Origin of the sequence: Streptomyces sp. A0642, assembly GCF_004795105.1 — a bacterium.
GTDB lineage: Bacteria > Actinomycetota > Actinomycetes > Streptomycetales > Streptomycetaceae > Streptomyces.
Genome location: NZ_SSBL01000043.1, coordinates 1 through 15,692, shown reverse-complemented (window position 1 = coordinate 15,692; position 15,692 = coordinate 1). Strand labels below are relative to the sequence as shown.

The following is a 15,692-nucleotide window of genomic DNA, read 5'->3' as shown; positions in this document are numbered from 1 at the left end:
GCCCCTACCGAAAGGCCCCCGGTGAACGCCTCTCCGCCCCCGTCCCCCGCCGGTCGCACCCGCGCCCGGCGCGGGCGCCGTGTGCTCGGGACATTAGCCCTCACCGCACTGTTCGGCGGTGCCCTCACCGCGCCCGGTGCCGCAGCCGAGGACCCCGATCCGGCGCCGGAGCAGATCACCAACGGTGACTTCGCCGCCGGCACCGCGCCCTGGTGGTGGACCGCCAACACGGCCGCCGCCGTCACGGACGGCCGGCTCTGCACCGACGTGCCGGCCGGAACGGCCAACCCGTGGGACGTGATCGTCGGGCAGAACGACATCCCGCTCGTCGCGGGGGAGACGTACAGCCTCACCTACACCGCCACCTCCACCACCCCGCTGTCCATCCACACCAATGTGCAGATGGCCACCGACCCGTGGACCGCGGACCTGTCCTCGACCGACCAGATCGGCGCCGAGGCGGTTCCCGTCACGCACGTCTTCACCGCGACCGCCGACCGCGACGCCGCCCAGCTCGCCTTCCAGATCGGCGGCAGCGACGAGGCGGCCACCTTCTGCCTCGACGACGTCTCCCTGCGCGGCGGCGCCGAACCGCCCGTGTACGTGCCCGACACCGGCTCGCGCGTCCGCGTCAACCAGGTCGGCTACCTCCCGCAAGGACCCAAGAACGGCACCCTGGTCACCGAAGCGGCCGACCCGCTGCCCTGGACCCTCAAGGCGGCCGACGGAACCACCGCCGCGACCGGCAGCACCCGTCCGGGCGGCGTGGACCCGACCTCGCGCCAGAACGTCCACACCTTCGACTTCAGTGACGTCACGACCGCCGGAGACGGCTACACCGTCGAGGCGGACGGCCAGGTCAGCGAGCCCTTCTCGATCCGCGCCGACCTGTACGACTCCCTGCGCAGCGACTCGCTCGCGTACTTCTACCAGAACCGCAGCGGCATCGAGATCGACGCGGACCTCGTCGGCGAGCAGTACGCCCGCCCGGCCGGGCACCTCGGCGTCGGGCCCAACAAGGGCGACACGGACGTGCCCTGCCAGCCGGGCGTCTGCGACTACCGGCTCGATGTGCGGGGCGGCTGGTACGACGCCGGGGACCAGGGCAAGTACGTCGTCAACGGCGGCATCGCGGTGGCCCAGCTGATGGACACGTACGAGCGGACCCTCACGGCCGACAGCGCGGAGTCCGCCGAACTCGGCGACGGCGCGCTGCGGGTGCCCGAGCGCGGCAACCACGTGCCGGACATCCTCGACGAGGCGCGCTGGGAGCTCGACTTCCTGATGCGCATGCAGGTGCCGGCCGGCCGGCCGCTCGCCGGAATGGTCCACCACAAGATGCACGACGCCCAGTGGACCGGCCTGCCGATGATGCCGCATCTGGACCCGCAGCAGCGCGAGTTGCACCCGCCGTCCACCGCCGCGACGCTCAACATGGCCGCCACGGCCGCCCAGTGCGCCCGGCTCTTCGCCCCGTACGACGCACAGTTCGCCGCGCGGTGCCGTACGGCCGCCGAGACGGCGTGGAACGCGGCCAAGGCCCATCCGGCCGTGCTCGCCGACCCCAACGACGGCACCGGCGGGGGGACGTACAGCGACAACGACGTCTCCGACGAGTTCTACTGGGCCGCCGCCGAACTCTTCACCACCACCGGCTCCGACACCTACCGCCAGGCGCTCCTCGCCTCCCCCCTGCACGGCGACGCCGACGCGGCCTTCCCGGCCGACGGCGGCATCTGGTGGGGCGGCACCGCCGGATTGGGCGTCCTGACCCTCGCCACGGTGCCCAACAACCTGACCGACGCCCAGCTCGCCCGGGTCCGCTCCGTGGTGACGACGGCCGCCGACCGCTACGCCGCCCAGACCGAGGACCAGCTGTACGGCGTGCCGTACGCCCCGGCCGGTCAGAACTACGCCTGGGGCTCCAACAGCCAGGTGCTCAACAACATGATGGTGCTGGCCACCGCCGCCGACCTCACCGGAAAGGCCGGGTACCGGGACGCGGTGCTGCGCGGCGCGGACTACCTCTTCGGGCGCAACCCGCTCAACCAGTCCTACGTCACCGGCTACGGCGAGCGCAGTTCCGAGAACCAGCACCACCGGACCTGGGCGCACCAGAGCGACCCGGACCTGCCCCACCCGCCCGCCGGCTCCCTCGCGGGCGGCCCGAACCTCACCGCCCCCACCTCCGGGGACCCCGAGGCCGCGGCGAAGCTCACCGGCTGCGCGGCGGCGATGTGCTACCTCGACGACAACGGCTCGTACGCCACCAACGAGGTCGCCATCAACTGGAACGCGCCGCTGGCGTTCATCGCCTCCTACCTGGACGACGCGGGTGACGGCGAGGGCCCGGTCCGGTCCTGCCGCGTCACGTACTCCTCGCACCCGTGGAGCACGGGCTCGACCACCACGGTCACGGTGAAGAACACCGGGACCGAGGCGATCACCCCCTGGTCCCTGACCTGGCTGCTGCCGGGCGACCAGAAGCTCAGCCACACCTGGAGCGCCGAACTCACCCAGTACGGGCGTACGGTCACCGCCGCACCGCTGTCCTGGAACCGCTCCATCGCGCCGGGCGCGGCGATCGACTTCGGGTTCAACAGCAGCGTCACGGGCGCGGCCGCGGACCCGGGCACGGTCAAACTGAACGGGAGGGCCTGCACGGCGGGCTGAGACCGGGCGGTGTGCGGGAAGGCCCCCGCACACCGCCTTCCCTCAGGCCAGCTCGGCGGGCAGCGGCGCCGCGTGGAGAACGATCAGCCCCGACACCGCACGGGTCAGCGCCACATACAGCCGGCGCAGCCCCGTCCGCTCGTCCGGCTCGCCGTCCACCACGGCCGCCGGTTCGTCCAGCACCACGTAGTCGTACTCCAGGCCCTTCGCCAGCGACGCCGGGACCAGGGTCAGCCGGGACTCGGCGGACGTCTCCTCGCCGGGGGACAGGTACCGGTGCCCCGCCGCCGTCAGCGCCCGCGCCAGTGCGGGGACGCGCGCGTCGGCGGCGATCAGACCGGTCGAGCCCTCGTGCGTCAACGACTCCTCGCACGCCGCGACCACGGCCGCGTCCAGTGCGTCGGCGCCCGACACCTCCCGTACCGACAGTGAACCGGGCGACTCACGCACCGACTCGACCGCCGCCAGACCGGGCGAGATCACCGGCAGGAGCCGCGAGGCGTACGCGATCACCTCGCGCGGCACGCGGAAGCCCGCCGTCAGCTCCTCCACCACCGCGTCCGGCTTCCCCAGGTGGTGCAGCGCCTGCTCCCAGCTCTGCGTCGACCACGGCGTCGTGCCCTGCGCCAGGTCCCCGAGCACCGTCGCCGAACCGGTCGAGCAGCGCCGGCCCACGGCCCGGTACTGCATGGGGGACAGGTCCTGGGCCTCGTCGACGACGACATGGCCGAGGGAGTGCGTGCGCGCCACCAGGTCGGCCGCCTCGTCGATCAGCACCGCGTCCGCCGCCGACCACTTCGCCGACTTCACACTGCGGGCCGGCCTGGTCCACAGGATCGCCTTCTGCTCGTCCTCGCTCAGCAGCCCCTCCGCGTGCGCGGCCAGGAAATCCGGGTCCGACAGCAGCCGCAGCACCAGCTTCGACGGCTCGACCGCGGGCCAGACCGCCTTCACCGCGGCCTTCACCGCCGGGGTGCGCGCCACCGCGTTCTGCACCCGGTCGTCGGGGGCCTCGCCCGCCTCCTCCATCCGCACGAGCACGGCGTGCGCGATGCGCAGCGGAAGGGCCTCGTGCGCGGCCCCGTACCGCATGTCCCTGGCCAGCAGCTCCTTGACCATCTCCTCGATCTCGTACGCCGGGACCCGCCAGCGCCGTGATCCGCGCACCACCATGACCGGCTCCGTCGGCATCGTCACGTGCGAACGGAGCGCCCTCCGCAACACCTCCGCCATCCGGGCGTCGCCCTTCACCACGGCGGCCCGCGCCTCGTCCGTGGACCGGACCTCGACATGAGCCGTCACCAGGTCGTCGACGGTCGCCTGCTTCACCTCCAGCTCCCCGAGCGCCGGCAGGACCTGCTCGATGTAGTGCAGGAACGACTTGTTCGGCCCGATGACGAGCGTGCCGGTGCGGGCGAGGCGCTCGCGGTGCGCGTACAGCAGGTACGCCACCCGGTGCAGGCCGACGGCCGTCTTCCCGGTGCCGGGCCCGCCCTGCACGCACACGGTGCCGCCGAGCCCGCTGCGGACGATCTCGTCCTGCTCGGGCTGGATCGTCGCGACGATGTCCCGCATCGGGCCCACGCGGGGCCGCTCGATCTCCGCCTGGAGGAGCTTGCTGGTCTGCGCGGCCTCCGACGGATCGGTGAGGTGCTCGTCCTCGTACGCGGTCAGCTCGCCGCCCGTGTAGCCGAAGCGGCGCCGCTGACCGACGTCCAGGGGGTCCTTACGGGACGCGCGGTAGAACGGCTGGGAGACCGGCGCACGCCAGTCGATGACCATCGGATCACCGTCGGCGTCGTGGACGTGGCGGCGCCCGATGTAGAACTGCTCGCCCTCCGCGCCCTCCGCCTGCGCCGCACCGACCACGTGGAGGTAGTCCAGCCGGCCGAAGAAGAGCGGGGTGTGGGCGAGGTCGGCGAGCGACTTGATGCGGTCGGCGATCTGCGCCTGCAGTACTGCGGCGTTCACCCAGTTCGCCGTCACATCACGGATGTTCAGGGCCTGGGCGTCCTCACGCATGGCGCGCAGCGCGGCGCGCGAGGCGGCGAGATGGGCGCGTTCACGGGCGAGGGGGTCGGTGGTGGTGTCGCTTTCGTGTGCGTGCGCGGGCACGGTGTTGCCTCCGGCATTCAACGCAGGACGGCGGACCGCACCCCGCCCCCGGGTCACTGCTCGGGGGCGATGCGGTCCGCTCGGGGGGTGTACGTATGACTGTCGGCCGGTTTCCGTCCGGTCGGCGGCGCTCCCCCGGCTGCCGGCACACGCCCTTGCGGACGGCCGGTACCACGGTGCGGGAGGCGGGCAGACCGGCGAGTGTAGCGACCGCCGGGGCCGGGCGCGAACGATTACCGCGCGGGTCCGTCCCGTAGGGGACGGCATGCGACCACAGGGGTACGCGCGCGCCCCCGGGCTTCCGCCTGCGGGCCGACGCCGCGAGGGGCCCGGGCGGAGCACCATGGAAGACATGAGCACCGTCACCCTGAACCCGCGAAAGACCGGCCCCGCGCACGGCGCGACCGCGGCCACCGGTCACCCCCACAGCCACCGCGCCGGAGATGCGCTGCGCGCCGTCAAGGTCTACGTAAGGGCCGCGTTCGGCGTCGTCGTCCTCGGGGAGTACGCGGAGGAGGCGGGCGTCCGCCGCACGCGCTGAGCCCGGCGCCCGCCCCTCCCGGCCCCTCAGTTCTCCGACAGCAGCTCGTCCGCGTCCACGATCCGGTACGCGTACCCCTGCTCCGCCAGGAAGCGCTGGCGGTGCGCCGCGAAGTCCTGGTCGATCGTGTCGCGGGCGACCACCGAATAGAACCGGGCCTCGTGCCCGTCCGCCTTCGGCCGCAGCACCCGGCCCAGCCGCTGCGCCTCCTCCTGACGCGAACCGAACGTGCCCGACACCTGGATGGCGACGGTCGCCTCCGGCAGGTCGATCGAGAAGTTCGCCACCTTCGACACGACCAGCACGCTGATCTCGCCCTCCCGGAACGCGCCGAACAGCTTCTCCCGCTGCGCGTTGCTGGTCTCGCCCTTGATCACCGGGGCGTCCAGATGCTCACCCAGCTCGTCGAGCTGGTCGATGTACTGCCCGATGACCAGCGTCTGCTCACCCTTGTGCTTGCGCACCAGCGCCTCGGTGACCTTCCGCTTCGTCGCGGTCGTCGCGCAGAACCGGTACTTCTCCTCGGCCTCCGCCGTCGCGTACGCCAGCCGCTCCGAGTCCGTCAGATTGACCCGCACCTCCACGCAGTCGGCCGGCGCGATGTAACCCTGCGCCTCGATCTCCTTCCACGGGGCGTCGAACCTCTTCGGCCCGATCAGCGAGAAGACGTCCGACTCCCGTCCGTCCTCCCGCACCAGGGTCGCGGTCAGCCCGAGCCGGCGCCGCGCCTGCAGATCGGCGGTGAACTTGAAGACGGGCGCGGGCAGCAGATGCACCTCGTCGTAGATCACCAGCCCCCAGTCACGGGAGTCGAACAGCTCCAGGTGCGCGTACACGCCCTTACGGCGGGTCGTCAGCACCTGGTACGTGGCGATCGTGACCGGCCGGATCTCCTTGCGCGTACCGCTGTACTCGCCGATCTCGTCCTCGGTCAGCGACGTCCGCTTCACCAGCTCGTGCTTCCACTGCCGCGCCGAGACCGTGTTCGTGACCAGAATCAGCGTGGTCGCCTTCGCCTGCGCCATCGCACCCGCCCCGACCAGCGTCTTCCCGGCGCCGCACGGCAGCACGACCACGCCGGAACCGCCGTGCCAGAACCCCTCGACGGCCTGCTGCTGGTAGGGCCGCAGCGCCCAGCCGTTCTCGTCCAGATCGATCGGGTGCGCCTCGCCGTCGACGTACCCCGCGAGGTCCTCGGCGGGCCAGCCCAGCTTCAGCAGCGTCTGCTTCACCTGCCCGCGCTCGGACGGGTGGACCGCCACGGTGTCCGGGTCGATCCGGGCCCCGACCAGCGGCTGCACCTTCTTCGACCGCAGGATCTCCTCCAGAACCGGGCGGTCCGTGGAGGTCAGCACCAGCCCGTGGACGGGGTGCTTGGAAAGGGTGAGGCGGCCGTACCGGTCCATCGTCTCGGCGATGTCGACGAGCAGCGCGTGCGGAACGGGGTAACGCGAGTACTTCACGAGCGCGTCGACGACCTGCTCGGCGTCGTGCCCCGCGGCGCGGGCGTTCCACAGCCCGAGCGGGGTCAGCCGGTAGGTGTGGATGTGCTCGGGCGCACGCTCCAGCTCCGCGAAGGGGGCGATCACCCTGCGGCAGGCGTCGGCCTGCTCGTGGTCGACTTCGAGGAGCAGCGTCTTGTCGCTCTGGACGATGAGGGGTCCGGTCACGCGCTTCGGCCCTTTCTACGGGGCCGCCCCCGGGGGCGGGGGCGGCGGGTTGGCCAAACCTCCAGTGTGCCGTATCTCCGGGCGGGGCGTAGTGGCCCGCCCCTTGCCGGGGCGCGGGTCCCCTGGCGGGGTGCGGGGCCCCTGGCGGGGTGCGGCGCCCTGTTTTGGTTGCCCCTGTCCGGGGCGCGGGGTTCCGTCCTCAAACGCCGGACGGGCTTGAAGGGTGCGGGTGCTCCGCGTTGCGGAGGCGCGGTACCCGGGTGGGTGGGGGTCCGGGGTCCCTCCGGGGCGTCTCCTCAAACGACGAACGTTCGGCGGGTACGCAGTCGCACCCGGGTCGGTGTTCGTCGTCCTGCGGGGACTCCCCTGCACGCCCCCGAACCCGCCCGCCGTGCGTCTGCAACAGTCGCAGGGCCGGTGTGCAGACGCAGACGAGGCCGGGTGGGGGCGTGCAGGGGAGTCCCCGCAGGAAATGGCGTACGACTCGGGTCGTTTTCCCACCCGCCCGCACATGCCATTTCTGAGGAGTCTCCCCGGAGGGACCCCACCCCCACCCACCGGACAGAGGCGAACACCCGCACAACACGGCGCACCCGCACCACCACAGCCCGTCCGGCGCTTGAGGACGGAACCGGCGCGCCGGAGCATCGCCCAGCCGAGGGCTACGTCTGGTCGTCGGCCAGTTCTGCCACGCCCGTGATCCGGTGGAGGGGATACGTGCGGACCTCGTCCGCCGTGTGGTCGTACGCCGTCACGTAGCCGCCCTCCACCCGGACCGGGGCGATCACCCGCTGGCTGGCCGCGCCTTCCGCGTTCACGTAGCCGATCCAGATCGCGGAGCCCGTCATCGCCGCGGCCTGGACGGTGACCAGGGTCTCCGCGGAGGTCGTACGCGGCAGGGCGCCGGTGGTCGTGGAAGGGCCCGTCTCCTTGTGGACGACCGTGGCCGCCGTGTCCCCGGCGCGGATCGCCCGCACCGCCGCGCCCAGCAGCGTGGGATCGGGCACCGGGGGCCCCTCGGGTACGGGGACGGGGGCGCTGCGGGGCGGCGTGCGGACGGCACCGGCGCGGCTGATCAGGACGTCTCCGTCTGCGGACTCCGCGGCGGGCGCGTAGCCCATCTCGCGCAGGCCGTCGAGGAGGGACGCCGGGTCGATCTGGGCGGCCAGGGCCGTCGGGGCGAGCCGCCGCAGGCGCAGGGTCGCGGAGCGCTTGTCGGCGAGGATCTCGTTGAGGACGGCCTCGTCGTCGCAGCGTACGTACGAGGAGGCGGCGCCGATCCGCAGGTGGCCGTGGCGGCGGGCCACGTCGTCGATGAGGTAGCTGAGGGGCTGCGGCACCGGCGTGCGGCTGTGCGCGGCGAGGAAGGCGTGCAGGTCGGCGGCGGACTGGCCGGCGTCCAGGGCGCGGCGCACGGAGCCGGGGGTGAAGCGGTAGACCGTCGCACCGCCCTTGGACTCGATGTCCGCGAGGACGCCGAGCATGTCGGCGAGGGGCCGTTCCAGCGGGCCGGGGGCGACGGCCGTCAGGTCGGCCTGGAGCAGCACGTGGTCGAGGGGTTCCGGGATGAGCGGGGCGAGCAGGGCGGCGGCCTCGGCGGGTCCGCCGGAGAGCAGGGCGCGGGTCTGGGAGGCGAGGGCGCCGCGGCCGGTGATGCCGAGGAGCTCCGACTCGTTCAGCGTCCACAGGGCGATCCGGGACCGCAGGTCGGTGGTCTCCCCGGCGGACGCGGAGGCGCCGCGCAGCGGGCGCTCCCAGCGGAGCCGGGCGAGCACGGACTCGGGGTCGGGGGCGGTGCCGGGCGGCAGGGCGGCGAGCAGGGCCAGGACCCGGTGGCGGACCTCCGGCGCGGCGGAGCGGTCGAGTTCGGGGCCGAGTGTGGACAGGGCCCGGCCCTTGGCGTCCTGGCCGCCGACGAGTCCGGCGGTGCGGGTGGCCGCGAGCCAGGCGGAGGCGAGTTCCACCCAGCGGTCCTGGGCGGGGAGCTCCGTCCAGTCGTCGTACGCGGGAGTCGGCGCGTACCGTTCGTCCGCCTCGCCGTCGGAGGCCAGCAGCCCTGCCGCGTAAGCGAGTTCGATCCAGAACGCCGCGACGGGTTCCGAGACGTCCAGGGTGGCGGCGGTCTTCTTCAGTTCGCGGACGCTGAGGCCGCCGGCCCGCAGCATGGCGGGGCCACCGCCGTTCCAGCTCTTCAGCAGCTCCTCGACGGTCGACACCGCGAGGAACGCCTGACCGGCTGCGGCGCTGTCCACAGCCTGTGGATCGCGTTCGGCGACGGTGACGACGGCCGGCGGCTGCGGTTCGGGCACACGGTGGGCGCGTCCGGCACGCAGGTGGAGCGCGGCCTCGCGCGGCAGGACGACGGTGCGGGTCGACACGGGCAGCAGAAGGCCCCGGTCCCGCAGCCACTTCACCGGCGGTGTGGGGTTCGGCGTCACCTCGCCGTACGGCGGGCCCCAGACCAGGCGGTCCAGCACCGCCAGCGCCTCCACCGGGGCGGTGTCGAGGAGTTCGCCCATCCGGGCGCGGTCGGTGAACAGGGCCGACAGGGCGCTCACCGCGGAGACCGGGTCATGGGTGGCGGGCAGCCCGGCGGCCTGAAGGATCTCCTGGAGCCGGCCGGGCGACATGCCGGCGGTGGCCTCGGCGACGGTCGGCCCGAGACCGGTGGGGGACGGATGCTGCGGAGAGGGCGACAGCAGTTCGCGGGCGGTGCGCACCAGGCGCAGCCGGTCGTCCTCGCCCCAGACGAGGGCCTGTTCGCGCAGGGTGCCGAGGGCCCCGGGCAGCGCGGCGACGATCGCGGCGTCCGCGTCGCCCCGGTGCCGTCCGTCGTCCTGGCCGTCACCCGTGAGCAGGCCGAGCAGGACGTCGTACGGGGCGGGGTCGGGTGCGACGGCCAGTGCCTCGGCGGTCTGCAGGGCGAAGCGGTCCAGGTGCTCCAGGGCGCGGACGACGGAGGCACGGGTGCCGGCGCGCGTCGCGAGCTGGGTGATGTCGCCGGGCACGGGGGAGAGGAGATCCGGCCGGGCACGCAGCAGCCCGGCCAGTGACTCGTCGTCCCGGGCGCGCAGAGCCTCGGCGAGCGTCCGCGGTGGTGTGGTCATCCCCATCCGTCCCACGGTAGTCGCTCCGGACAGCCCCGAGGGCGCTACCGTCGGTGCAGGGCCGTAGAGGGGAACCATCGCGTGGGGATCGAGAGCGACCAGCTGGTCTACGACTACCTGAGCCGGGTCGGCGACCTCGCCCAGCAGCAACAGCTGTCCTCGGGCACCCGGATGAGGCTCGTCTCGGCGTTGCGCGGGGAGATCGACCGGCAGCGGGTGAAGCAGGCCGCGGACACGCCGGCGGCGGTGCGCCGCATCATCGGGAAGCTCGGCACCCCCGACGAACTCGTCGCGGCCGCGGCCCGGTCGGCCGACGGGACACCCTTGCCGCCGCAGGAGCCGGACGCGGGCGACGCACAGGCGGCGGGCATCCCGCGCCCGCGCCGGACGAGGCTCCGCAAAGACGGTTCGCGCAAGGGCGCGTCGGAGGCGTCGGGGGCGTCGGAGCCCGCCCCGAGGGCCGCGGCCGTGCCGTCCCCGCCCCACCGGGCGGGTTCGGACGAACTCGGCACGTCCGCGGACGACACGGAATGGTGGAGCGTCGGGCCCGGCCGGTTCGGCGACCCCGGCGAATTCGGCGCGGGCACCGACGTGCCGGGGTTCCGGGGCGGGGTGGAGATCCCGGCGGTCCTGAGGCCGCCGACGCCGGTGCCGGACGACGAGGACGCGTACGAGGACGACGCGTACGAGGACGAGGACGAGGCGGAGGAAGGGGCGGAGGAGGGAGGCGCGGAGGCCGAGGAGCCGCGTCGGCGGCGGCTGCCACGGCTGCGCCGGCGCCGCGAGGGCCCCGCGACCCGAGGCTTCTCGCACCCCCTGCTCCTGCTGGCCGCGGCGCTGCTGGTCGCCGGTGCGGTGATGGACATCCCGAAGAGCCTGCCGGTCCTGGGGGCCGGCTGGCTGCTCACGTACAGCTCCCGGACCCTTTCGCGCGCCGAGGCGAAATGGGCGGTCATGGGGCTGCCAGGGGTCGTCGCGGCGGGCGCGCTCGTCTGGCTGTGGGGCCGCATGGACGGCCGGTGGGGCGCGCCCATCGCGGAGGGCCAGATGAGCCCGGCGATCGGCGACGCGGCGCCGTGGGTGGTCCGGGGGGCGGCCGTCGCCTCGGCGCTGTACCTGGTCTGGCGCGCGCGGGGCCCCCGCCCGGGCGGAGGGTGACCCCTTCTCCGTGGCCGGACCGCCCTTCCGGGGTGCGGTCCCCTTGCGGGGTGCGGGTTCCCTTGGTGGTGCGGGTGCTCCGCGTTGCGCGCCGGTTCCGTCCTCAAGCGCCGGACGGGCTGTGGTGGTGCGGGTGCGCGGTGTTGTGCGGGTGTTCGCCTCTGTCCGGTGGGTGGGGGTGGGGTCCCTCCGGGGAGACTCCTCAGAAATGGCATGTGCGGGCGGGTGGGAAAACGACACGAGTCGTACGCCATTTCCTGCGGGGACTCCCCTGCACGCCCCCACCCGGCCTCGTCTGCGTCTGCACACCGGCGAGACGACCGCCGCAGACGCACGGCGGGCGGGTTCGGGGGCGTGCAGGGGAGTCCCCGCAGGACGACGAACACCGACCCGGGTGCGGCTGCGTACCCGCCGAACGTTCGTCGTTTGAGGAGACGCCCCGGAGGGACCCCGAACCCCCACCCACCGGACACGGGCGCGAACCCTCGCGGAGCACCCGCACCACCCAAGCCCGTCCGGCGCTTGAGGACGGAACCCTCCGCCCCGGAAAAGGGGCAACGAAAACAGGGCGCCGCGCCCCGCAACGGACCCGCCCCCCGCAGGGGACCCGCACACCCCAAGCCCGTCCGGCGATTGAGGACGGAACCCCGCACCCCGGAAAAGGGCAACCACGACAAGGCCCCGCACTCCGCAAGGGCCCCGCCCCCCCCGCAGGGGCCCCGCACCCCGCGAGGGGCGGATTATGCCTGCCAGGGTGGGCCCGGGATGACGAGGGGGGAGCCCGTTACCGGGTCCGGGACGATCACCGCGTCGAGGCCGAAGACCTCGCGGACGAGGTCGGCGGTGACGACGTCCGCCGGGCGCCCCTCGGCGACGATCCGGCCCGCCTTCATCGCGACCAGATGGTCCGCGTACCGGGCGGCCTGGTTGAGGTCGTGCAGCACGGTCACCACGGTCCGCCCCCGCGTGCCGTCCGCGGCGGGCGCGGCGAGCCGGCGCACGAGGTCGAGGACCTCGACCTGGTGGGCGATGTCGAGGTACGTGGTCGGCTCGTCGAGCAGCAGCAGGTCGGTGTCCTGGGCGAGGGCCATCGCGATCCAGACGCGCTGGCGCTGACCACCGGAGAGCTCGTCCACCGAGCGGGAGGCGAGCGCGGTGATGTCGGTGCGTTCCATGGCCGAGGCGACCGCCCGCTCGTCCTCCGTGGACCACTGCTGCCACCAGTGCTGGTGGGGCTGGCGGCCGCGGGCGACGAGGTCGGAGACGGTGATCGCCTCGGGAGCCACGGGGGTCTGCGGGAGCAGCCCGATGGACTGGGCGATCTTCTTCGTGGGGATCTTCGACAGCTCGGTGCCGTCCAGGAGCACCGACCCGCCGCGCGGCTTGAGGAGCCGGCCGAGTGCGCGCAGCGTCGTCGACTTGCCGCAGGCGTTCGGCCCGACGATGACGGTCACCTTCCCGTCGGGGACGGCGAGGTCCAGTTCGTGGACGACGGTGCGGTCCTCGTACGCGAGGGTCAGTCCGCGCACCGTGAGCCGGCTGGTCGCGGCGTCCTGCCGGGTCGTGGTCATGCGTTGCCTCCCGAGCGGCGGCCACCGTGACCGCGGATGATCAGCCAGATCAGGTACGGGGCGCCGACCGCCGCCGTCAGGACGCCCACCGGCAGTTCGGTGGGGGAGAACAGCCTGCGGGCCAGCAGGTCCGCGAAGACGACGATCACCGCGCCGAGCAGCGCCGAGCAGAGCAGCGGGATCTGCGCGGTGCGGGTCATGCGGCGGGCGATCTGCGGGGCGAGCAGCGCGACGAAGTCGACCGGTCCGGCCGTCCCCGTGGCCACGGACGCGAGGACCACGCCGAGCGCGACGAGCCCCAGCCGTACCCGTCCGAGCCGGACCCCGAGGGCGGTCGCCGTGTCGTCGTCCAGGGATACGGACCGCCGGGCGCGGGCGGCCCACAGGATGCCGGGCAGCAGGATCAGCAGGGTCCAGCCGAGGGGTGCGGCCTCGTCGTAGCCGCGGCCGTTGAGCGAGCCGGTCATCCAGATCTGGGCCTGCTGGGCGACGAGGTAGTCGCCCTTGGTCAGGAACAGGGTGGTGACCGAGCGCAGCGCGATAGCGAAGGCGAGGCCGATGAGGACGAAGCGGGTGGCGTGCAGCCCGCCGCGCCACGCGAAGGCGTAGACGAGCGCGGCGGCGGCGACCCCGCCGATCACCGACAGGTACGGCAGCACGGTGTACGACGTGATGCCGAACGTCATCGCGCCGACCGTGAGCGCGCCGGCGCCCTGGCTGATGCCGATGATGTCGGGGCTCGCGAGGGGGTTGCGGGCCACGGTCTGGATCAGCGCGCCGGCGATCCCGAAGGCGAGGCCGACGAGGAGTCCGACGACCATGCGCGGCAGCCGCAGGGTGCCCACGACGAGTTCGGCGGAGGACGGCCGCCCCAGGACGACGTTCAGGACCTCGGAGGGGGCGACGAAGCTTTCCCCGACGCAGAGGTAGGCGAGGCAGACGGCGGCCAGCAGCACGACGAGTGAGGCGGCGACGACCGCGGCCCGGCGGTGGAGCAGGAACCGGCCGCGCGCCCCGATCGTCACGAGGCTGTATCCGGCGGGCCGCACGGCGGTCGTCGGGGCGCTCATGCGGGCACCGCCTTCCGGCGCACCAGCGTGACCAGGAAAGGCACCCCGATCAGGGCCGTCATGACACCGGCGGGCACCTCGCTCGGCGGGAAGAGGATCCGGCCGATGACGTCGGAGACGAGCAGCATCACGGGTCCGGTCAGGGCGGCCATCGGGAGCACCCAGCGGTGGTCGCTGCCGACGAGGGCGCGGGCGATGTGCGGTACGGCCAGACCGATGAACGCGATCGGACCGGCCGCGGCGACCCCGGCGCCGGTGAGCACGGTGGCGCCGATGCCGCCCACGATCCGTACGGTCGCGATCTTCTGCCCGAGGCCCTTCGCCATGTCCTCGCCGAGCGCGAGCGCGTCGAGGCCGCGGGCGACGCAGAGCACGAGGACCGTGCCGAGCAGCAGGAACGGCCAGATCTGCTGGGCCACCTCGGCCTCGCGGCCGGCGATCGAACCGACCTGCCAGAACCGGAACTCGTCCAGTGCGGACGCCTTCGTGGTCAGCACGGCCATGGTGACGGAGACGAGCAGCGCGTTGATCGCGGCGCCGCCGAGCGCGAGCTTCACCGGCGTCGCACCGCCGCGCCCGCTCGACGCGATGGCGTACACGGCGACGGAGGCGACGGCCGCTCCGGCGAAGGCGAACCAGACGTACCCGGTGAGCGTGTGGACGCCCGCGTAGGCGATGGCCAGCACCACCCCGACCGAGGCCCCCTGGCTGATGCCGAGGATGCCGGGGTCGGCGATGGGGTTGCGGGTGATGCCCTGGAGCACCGTGCCGGCGAGGGCGAGGGAGGCGCCGACCATCAGGCCGATCAGGGTGCGGGGCACCCGCATGTTCCGGATGACCTCGGCGGCGTCGGAGTGCCCGCCGTGGAGCAGGGCGTCGACCACCTCGGACGGGGGTATGGAGCGCGCCCCGACGGCGAGGCTGAGCAGGACCGCGATCAGCAGCGCCACAACGGCCGCCGCCGTCGCGAGAGCGCGTCTGGAGCGGCGTGGAGCGGCGGCTGGCATCGGACCCAATCAGCGAGCGACGAGCGACAGGCAAGACAAAGCGAAGCAAAGTAAGGCTTGGCTAAGTCTAAGGGTGGCCGGTGCGGGGCCTTCCGGCGGTGTACCGGGGGCGGGTGCGGGCTGGGCACAATGGACGCCATGGCTTCCCACGCACTGACGGTCGGCTTCGACCTGGACATGACGCTCATCGACTCCCGGCCCGGCATCGCGGCCGCCTTCCGGGCCCTCTCGGCCGAGACCGGCGCGTTCATCGACACCGATCTGGTGGTGAGCCGCCTCGGCCCGCCGCTGGAGCAGGAGATCGCGCACTGGTTCCCGGCCGCCGACGTGGCCGCGATCGCGCACCGCTACCGGGCGATCTATCCCACGTACGCGATCGCACCCTCGCTCGCGATGCCCGGGGCCCGCGAGTCGGTCGAGGCGATACGCGCGCTGGGCGGCCGGACGATGGTCGTCACCGCCAAGTACGAACCGAACGCGAAGCTCCACCTGGCCCACCTCGGCATCGAACCCGATGTGATCGTCGGCGATCTGTGGGCCGAGGCGAAGGCGGAGGCGCTGCGCGAGCACGGGGCGTCGGTGTACGTCGGCGACCACACGGGCGACGTCCGCGGCGCCCGGGCGGCGAACGCCTTCTCGGTCGGCGTGACGACGGGCCCGTGCGACGAGGCGGAACTGCGCGCGGCGGGCGCGGACGTCATCCTGACGTCCCTCACGGAGTTCCCGGCCTGGCTGGACGCGTACACGGCCACCCGGTAGCCGGCCGGCCGGCTCCGACGG

At 73.5% G+C, this 15,692-nt stretch carries 10 protein-coding genes; 4 read left to right on the top strand and 6 right to left on the bottom strand.

Features of this window, described 5'->3' with window-relative positions:
* Nucleotides 1–81 precede the first annotated feature (81 nt).
* Nucleotides 82–2,673 (top strand): glycoside hydrolase family 9 protein, encoded by a 2,592-nt coding sequence (locus E6R60_RS35045; RefSeq protein WP_168713739.1) that lies wholly within the window; start codon nt 82–84, stop codon nt 2,671–2,673.
* A gap of 42 nt (nt 2,674–2,715) precedes the next feature.
* Here E6R60_RS35045 and E6R60_RS35040 read toward each other — a convergent pair whose 3' ends face one another.
* The gene (locus E6R60_RS35040) at nt 2,716–4,788 is read right to left on the bottom strand and encodes a UvrD-helicase domain-containing protein (protein ID WP_136330770.1); all 2,073 of its coding nucleotides are present in this window, start codon (nt 4,786–4,788) and stop codon (nt 2,716–2,718) included.
* A 352-nt stretch (nt 4,789–5,140) separates the two neighbouring features.
* On the opposite strand from E6R60_RS35040, the gene E6R60_RS35035 reads away from it, so the two are divergent.
* Nucleotides 5,141–5,329 carry a hypothetical protein gene (locus tag E6R60_RS35035; RefSeq protein ID WP_136330769.1) on the top strand — a complete coding sequence of 63 codons (189 nt, stop codon included), beginning with the start codon at nt 5,141–5,143 and terminating at the stop codon, nt 5,327–5,329.
* A gap of 26 nt (nt 5,330–5,355) precedes the next feature.
* Here the strand turns inward: E6R60_RS35035 and E6R60_RS35030 are convergent, their stop codons facing one another.
* Both E6R60_RS35030 and E6R60_RS35025 read right to left on the bottom strand, forming a co-directional pair.
* Nucleotides 5,356–6,999, bottom strand: coding sequence for a DNA repair helicase XPB (locus tag E6R60_RS35030; protein ID WP_136330768.1), 1,644 nt, complete (start codon nt 6,997–6,999; stop codon nt 5,356–5,358).
* Between the two features lie 662 nt (nt 7,000–7,661).
* On the bottom strand, nt 7,662–10,112 hold the full coding sequence (locus tag E6R60_RS35025; RefSeq protein WP_136330767.1) for a helicase C-terminal domain-containing protein: 2,451 nt from the start codon (nt 10,110–10,112) through the stop codon (nt 7,662–7,664).
* A gap of 75 nt (nt 10,113–10,187) precedes the next feature.
* On the opposite strand from E6R60_RS35025, the gene E6R60_RS35020 reads away from it, so the two are divergent.
* Nucleotides 10,188–11,264, top strand: a complete 1,077-nt coding sequence (locus E6R60_RS35020; RefSeq protein WP_136330766.1) for a hypothetical protein — start codon at nt 10,188–10,190, stop codon at nt 11,262–11,264.
* Between the two features lie 740 nt (nt 11,265–12,004).
* On the opposite strand, the gene E6R60_RS35015 is transcribed toward E6R60_RS35020, so the two are convergent.
* Genes E6R60_RS35015 through E6R60_RS35005 form a run of 3 tightly spaced genes read right to left on the bottom strand, consistent with a single transcriptional unit; the run spans nt 12,005 to nt 14,912 of the window.
* Nucleotides 12,005–12,835: an ABC transporter ATP-binding protein gene (locus E6R60_RS35015; RefSeq protein WP_136330765.1), complete on the bottom strand. Its 831-nt coding sequence runs from the start codon at nt 12,833–12,835 to the stop codon at nt 12,005–12,007.
* The gene (locus tag E6R60_RS35010; RefSeq protein ID WP_136330764.1) at nt 12,832–13,905 is read right to left on the bottom strand and encodes an iron ABC transporter permease; all 1,074 of its coding nucleotides are present in this window, start codon (nt 13,903–13,905) and stop codon (nt 12,832–12,834) included. The genes E6R60_RS35015 and E6R60_RS35010 overlap by 4 nt, the downstream gene beginning before the upstream one ends.
* Nucleotides 13,902–14,912 carry an iron ABC transporter permease gene (locus E6R60_RS35005; protein ID WP_136330763.1) on the bottom strand — a complete coding sequence of 337 codons (1,011 nt, stop codon included), beginning with the start codon at nt 14,910–14,912 and terminating at the stop codon, nt 13,902–13,904. The genes E6R60_RS35010 and E6R60_RS35005 overlap by 4 nt, the downstream gene beginning before the upstream one ends.
* A gap of 129 nt (nt 14,913–15,041) precedes the next feature.
* Here E6R60_RS35005 and E6R60_RS35000 point away from each other — a divergent pair, with 129 nt between their 5' ends.
* Complete coding sequence (locus E6R60_RS35000) at nt 15,042–15,671, top strand: HAD family hydrolase (RefSeq protein WP_136330762.1); 630 nt, start codon at nt 15,042–15,044, stop codon at nt 15,669–15,671.
* The last annotated feature ends 21 nt before the right edge of the window (nt 15,672–15,692 follow it).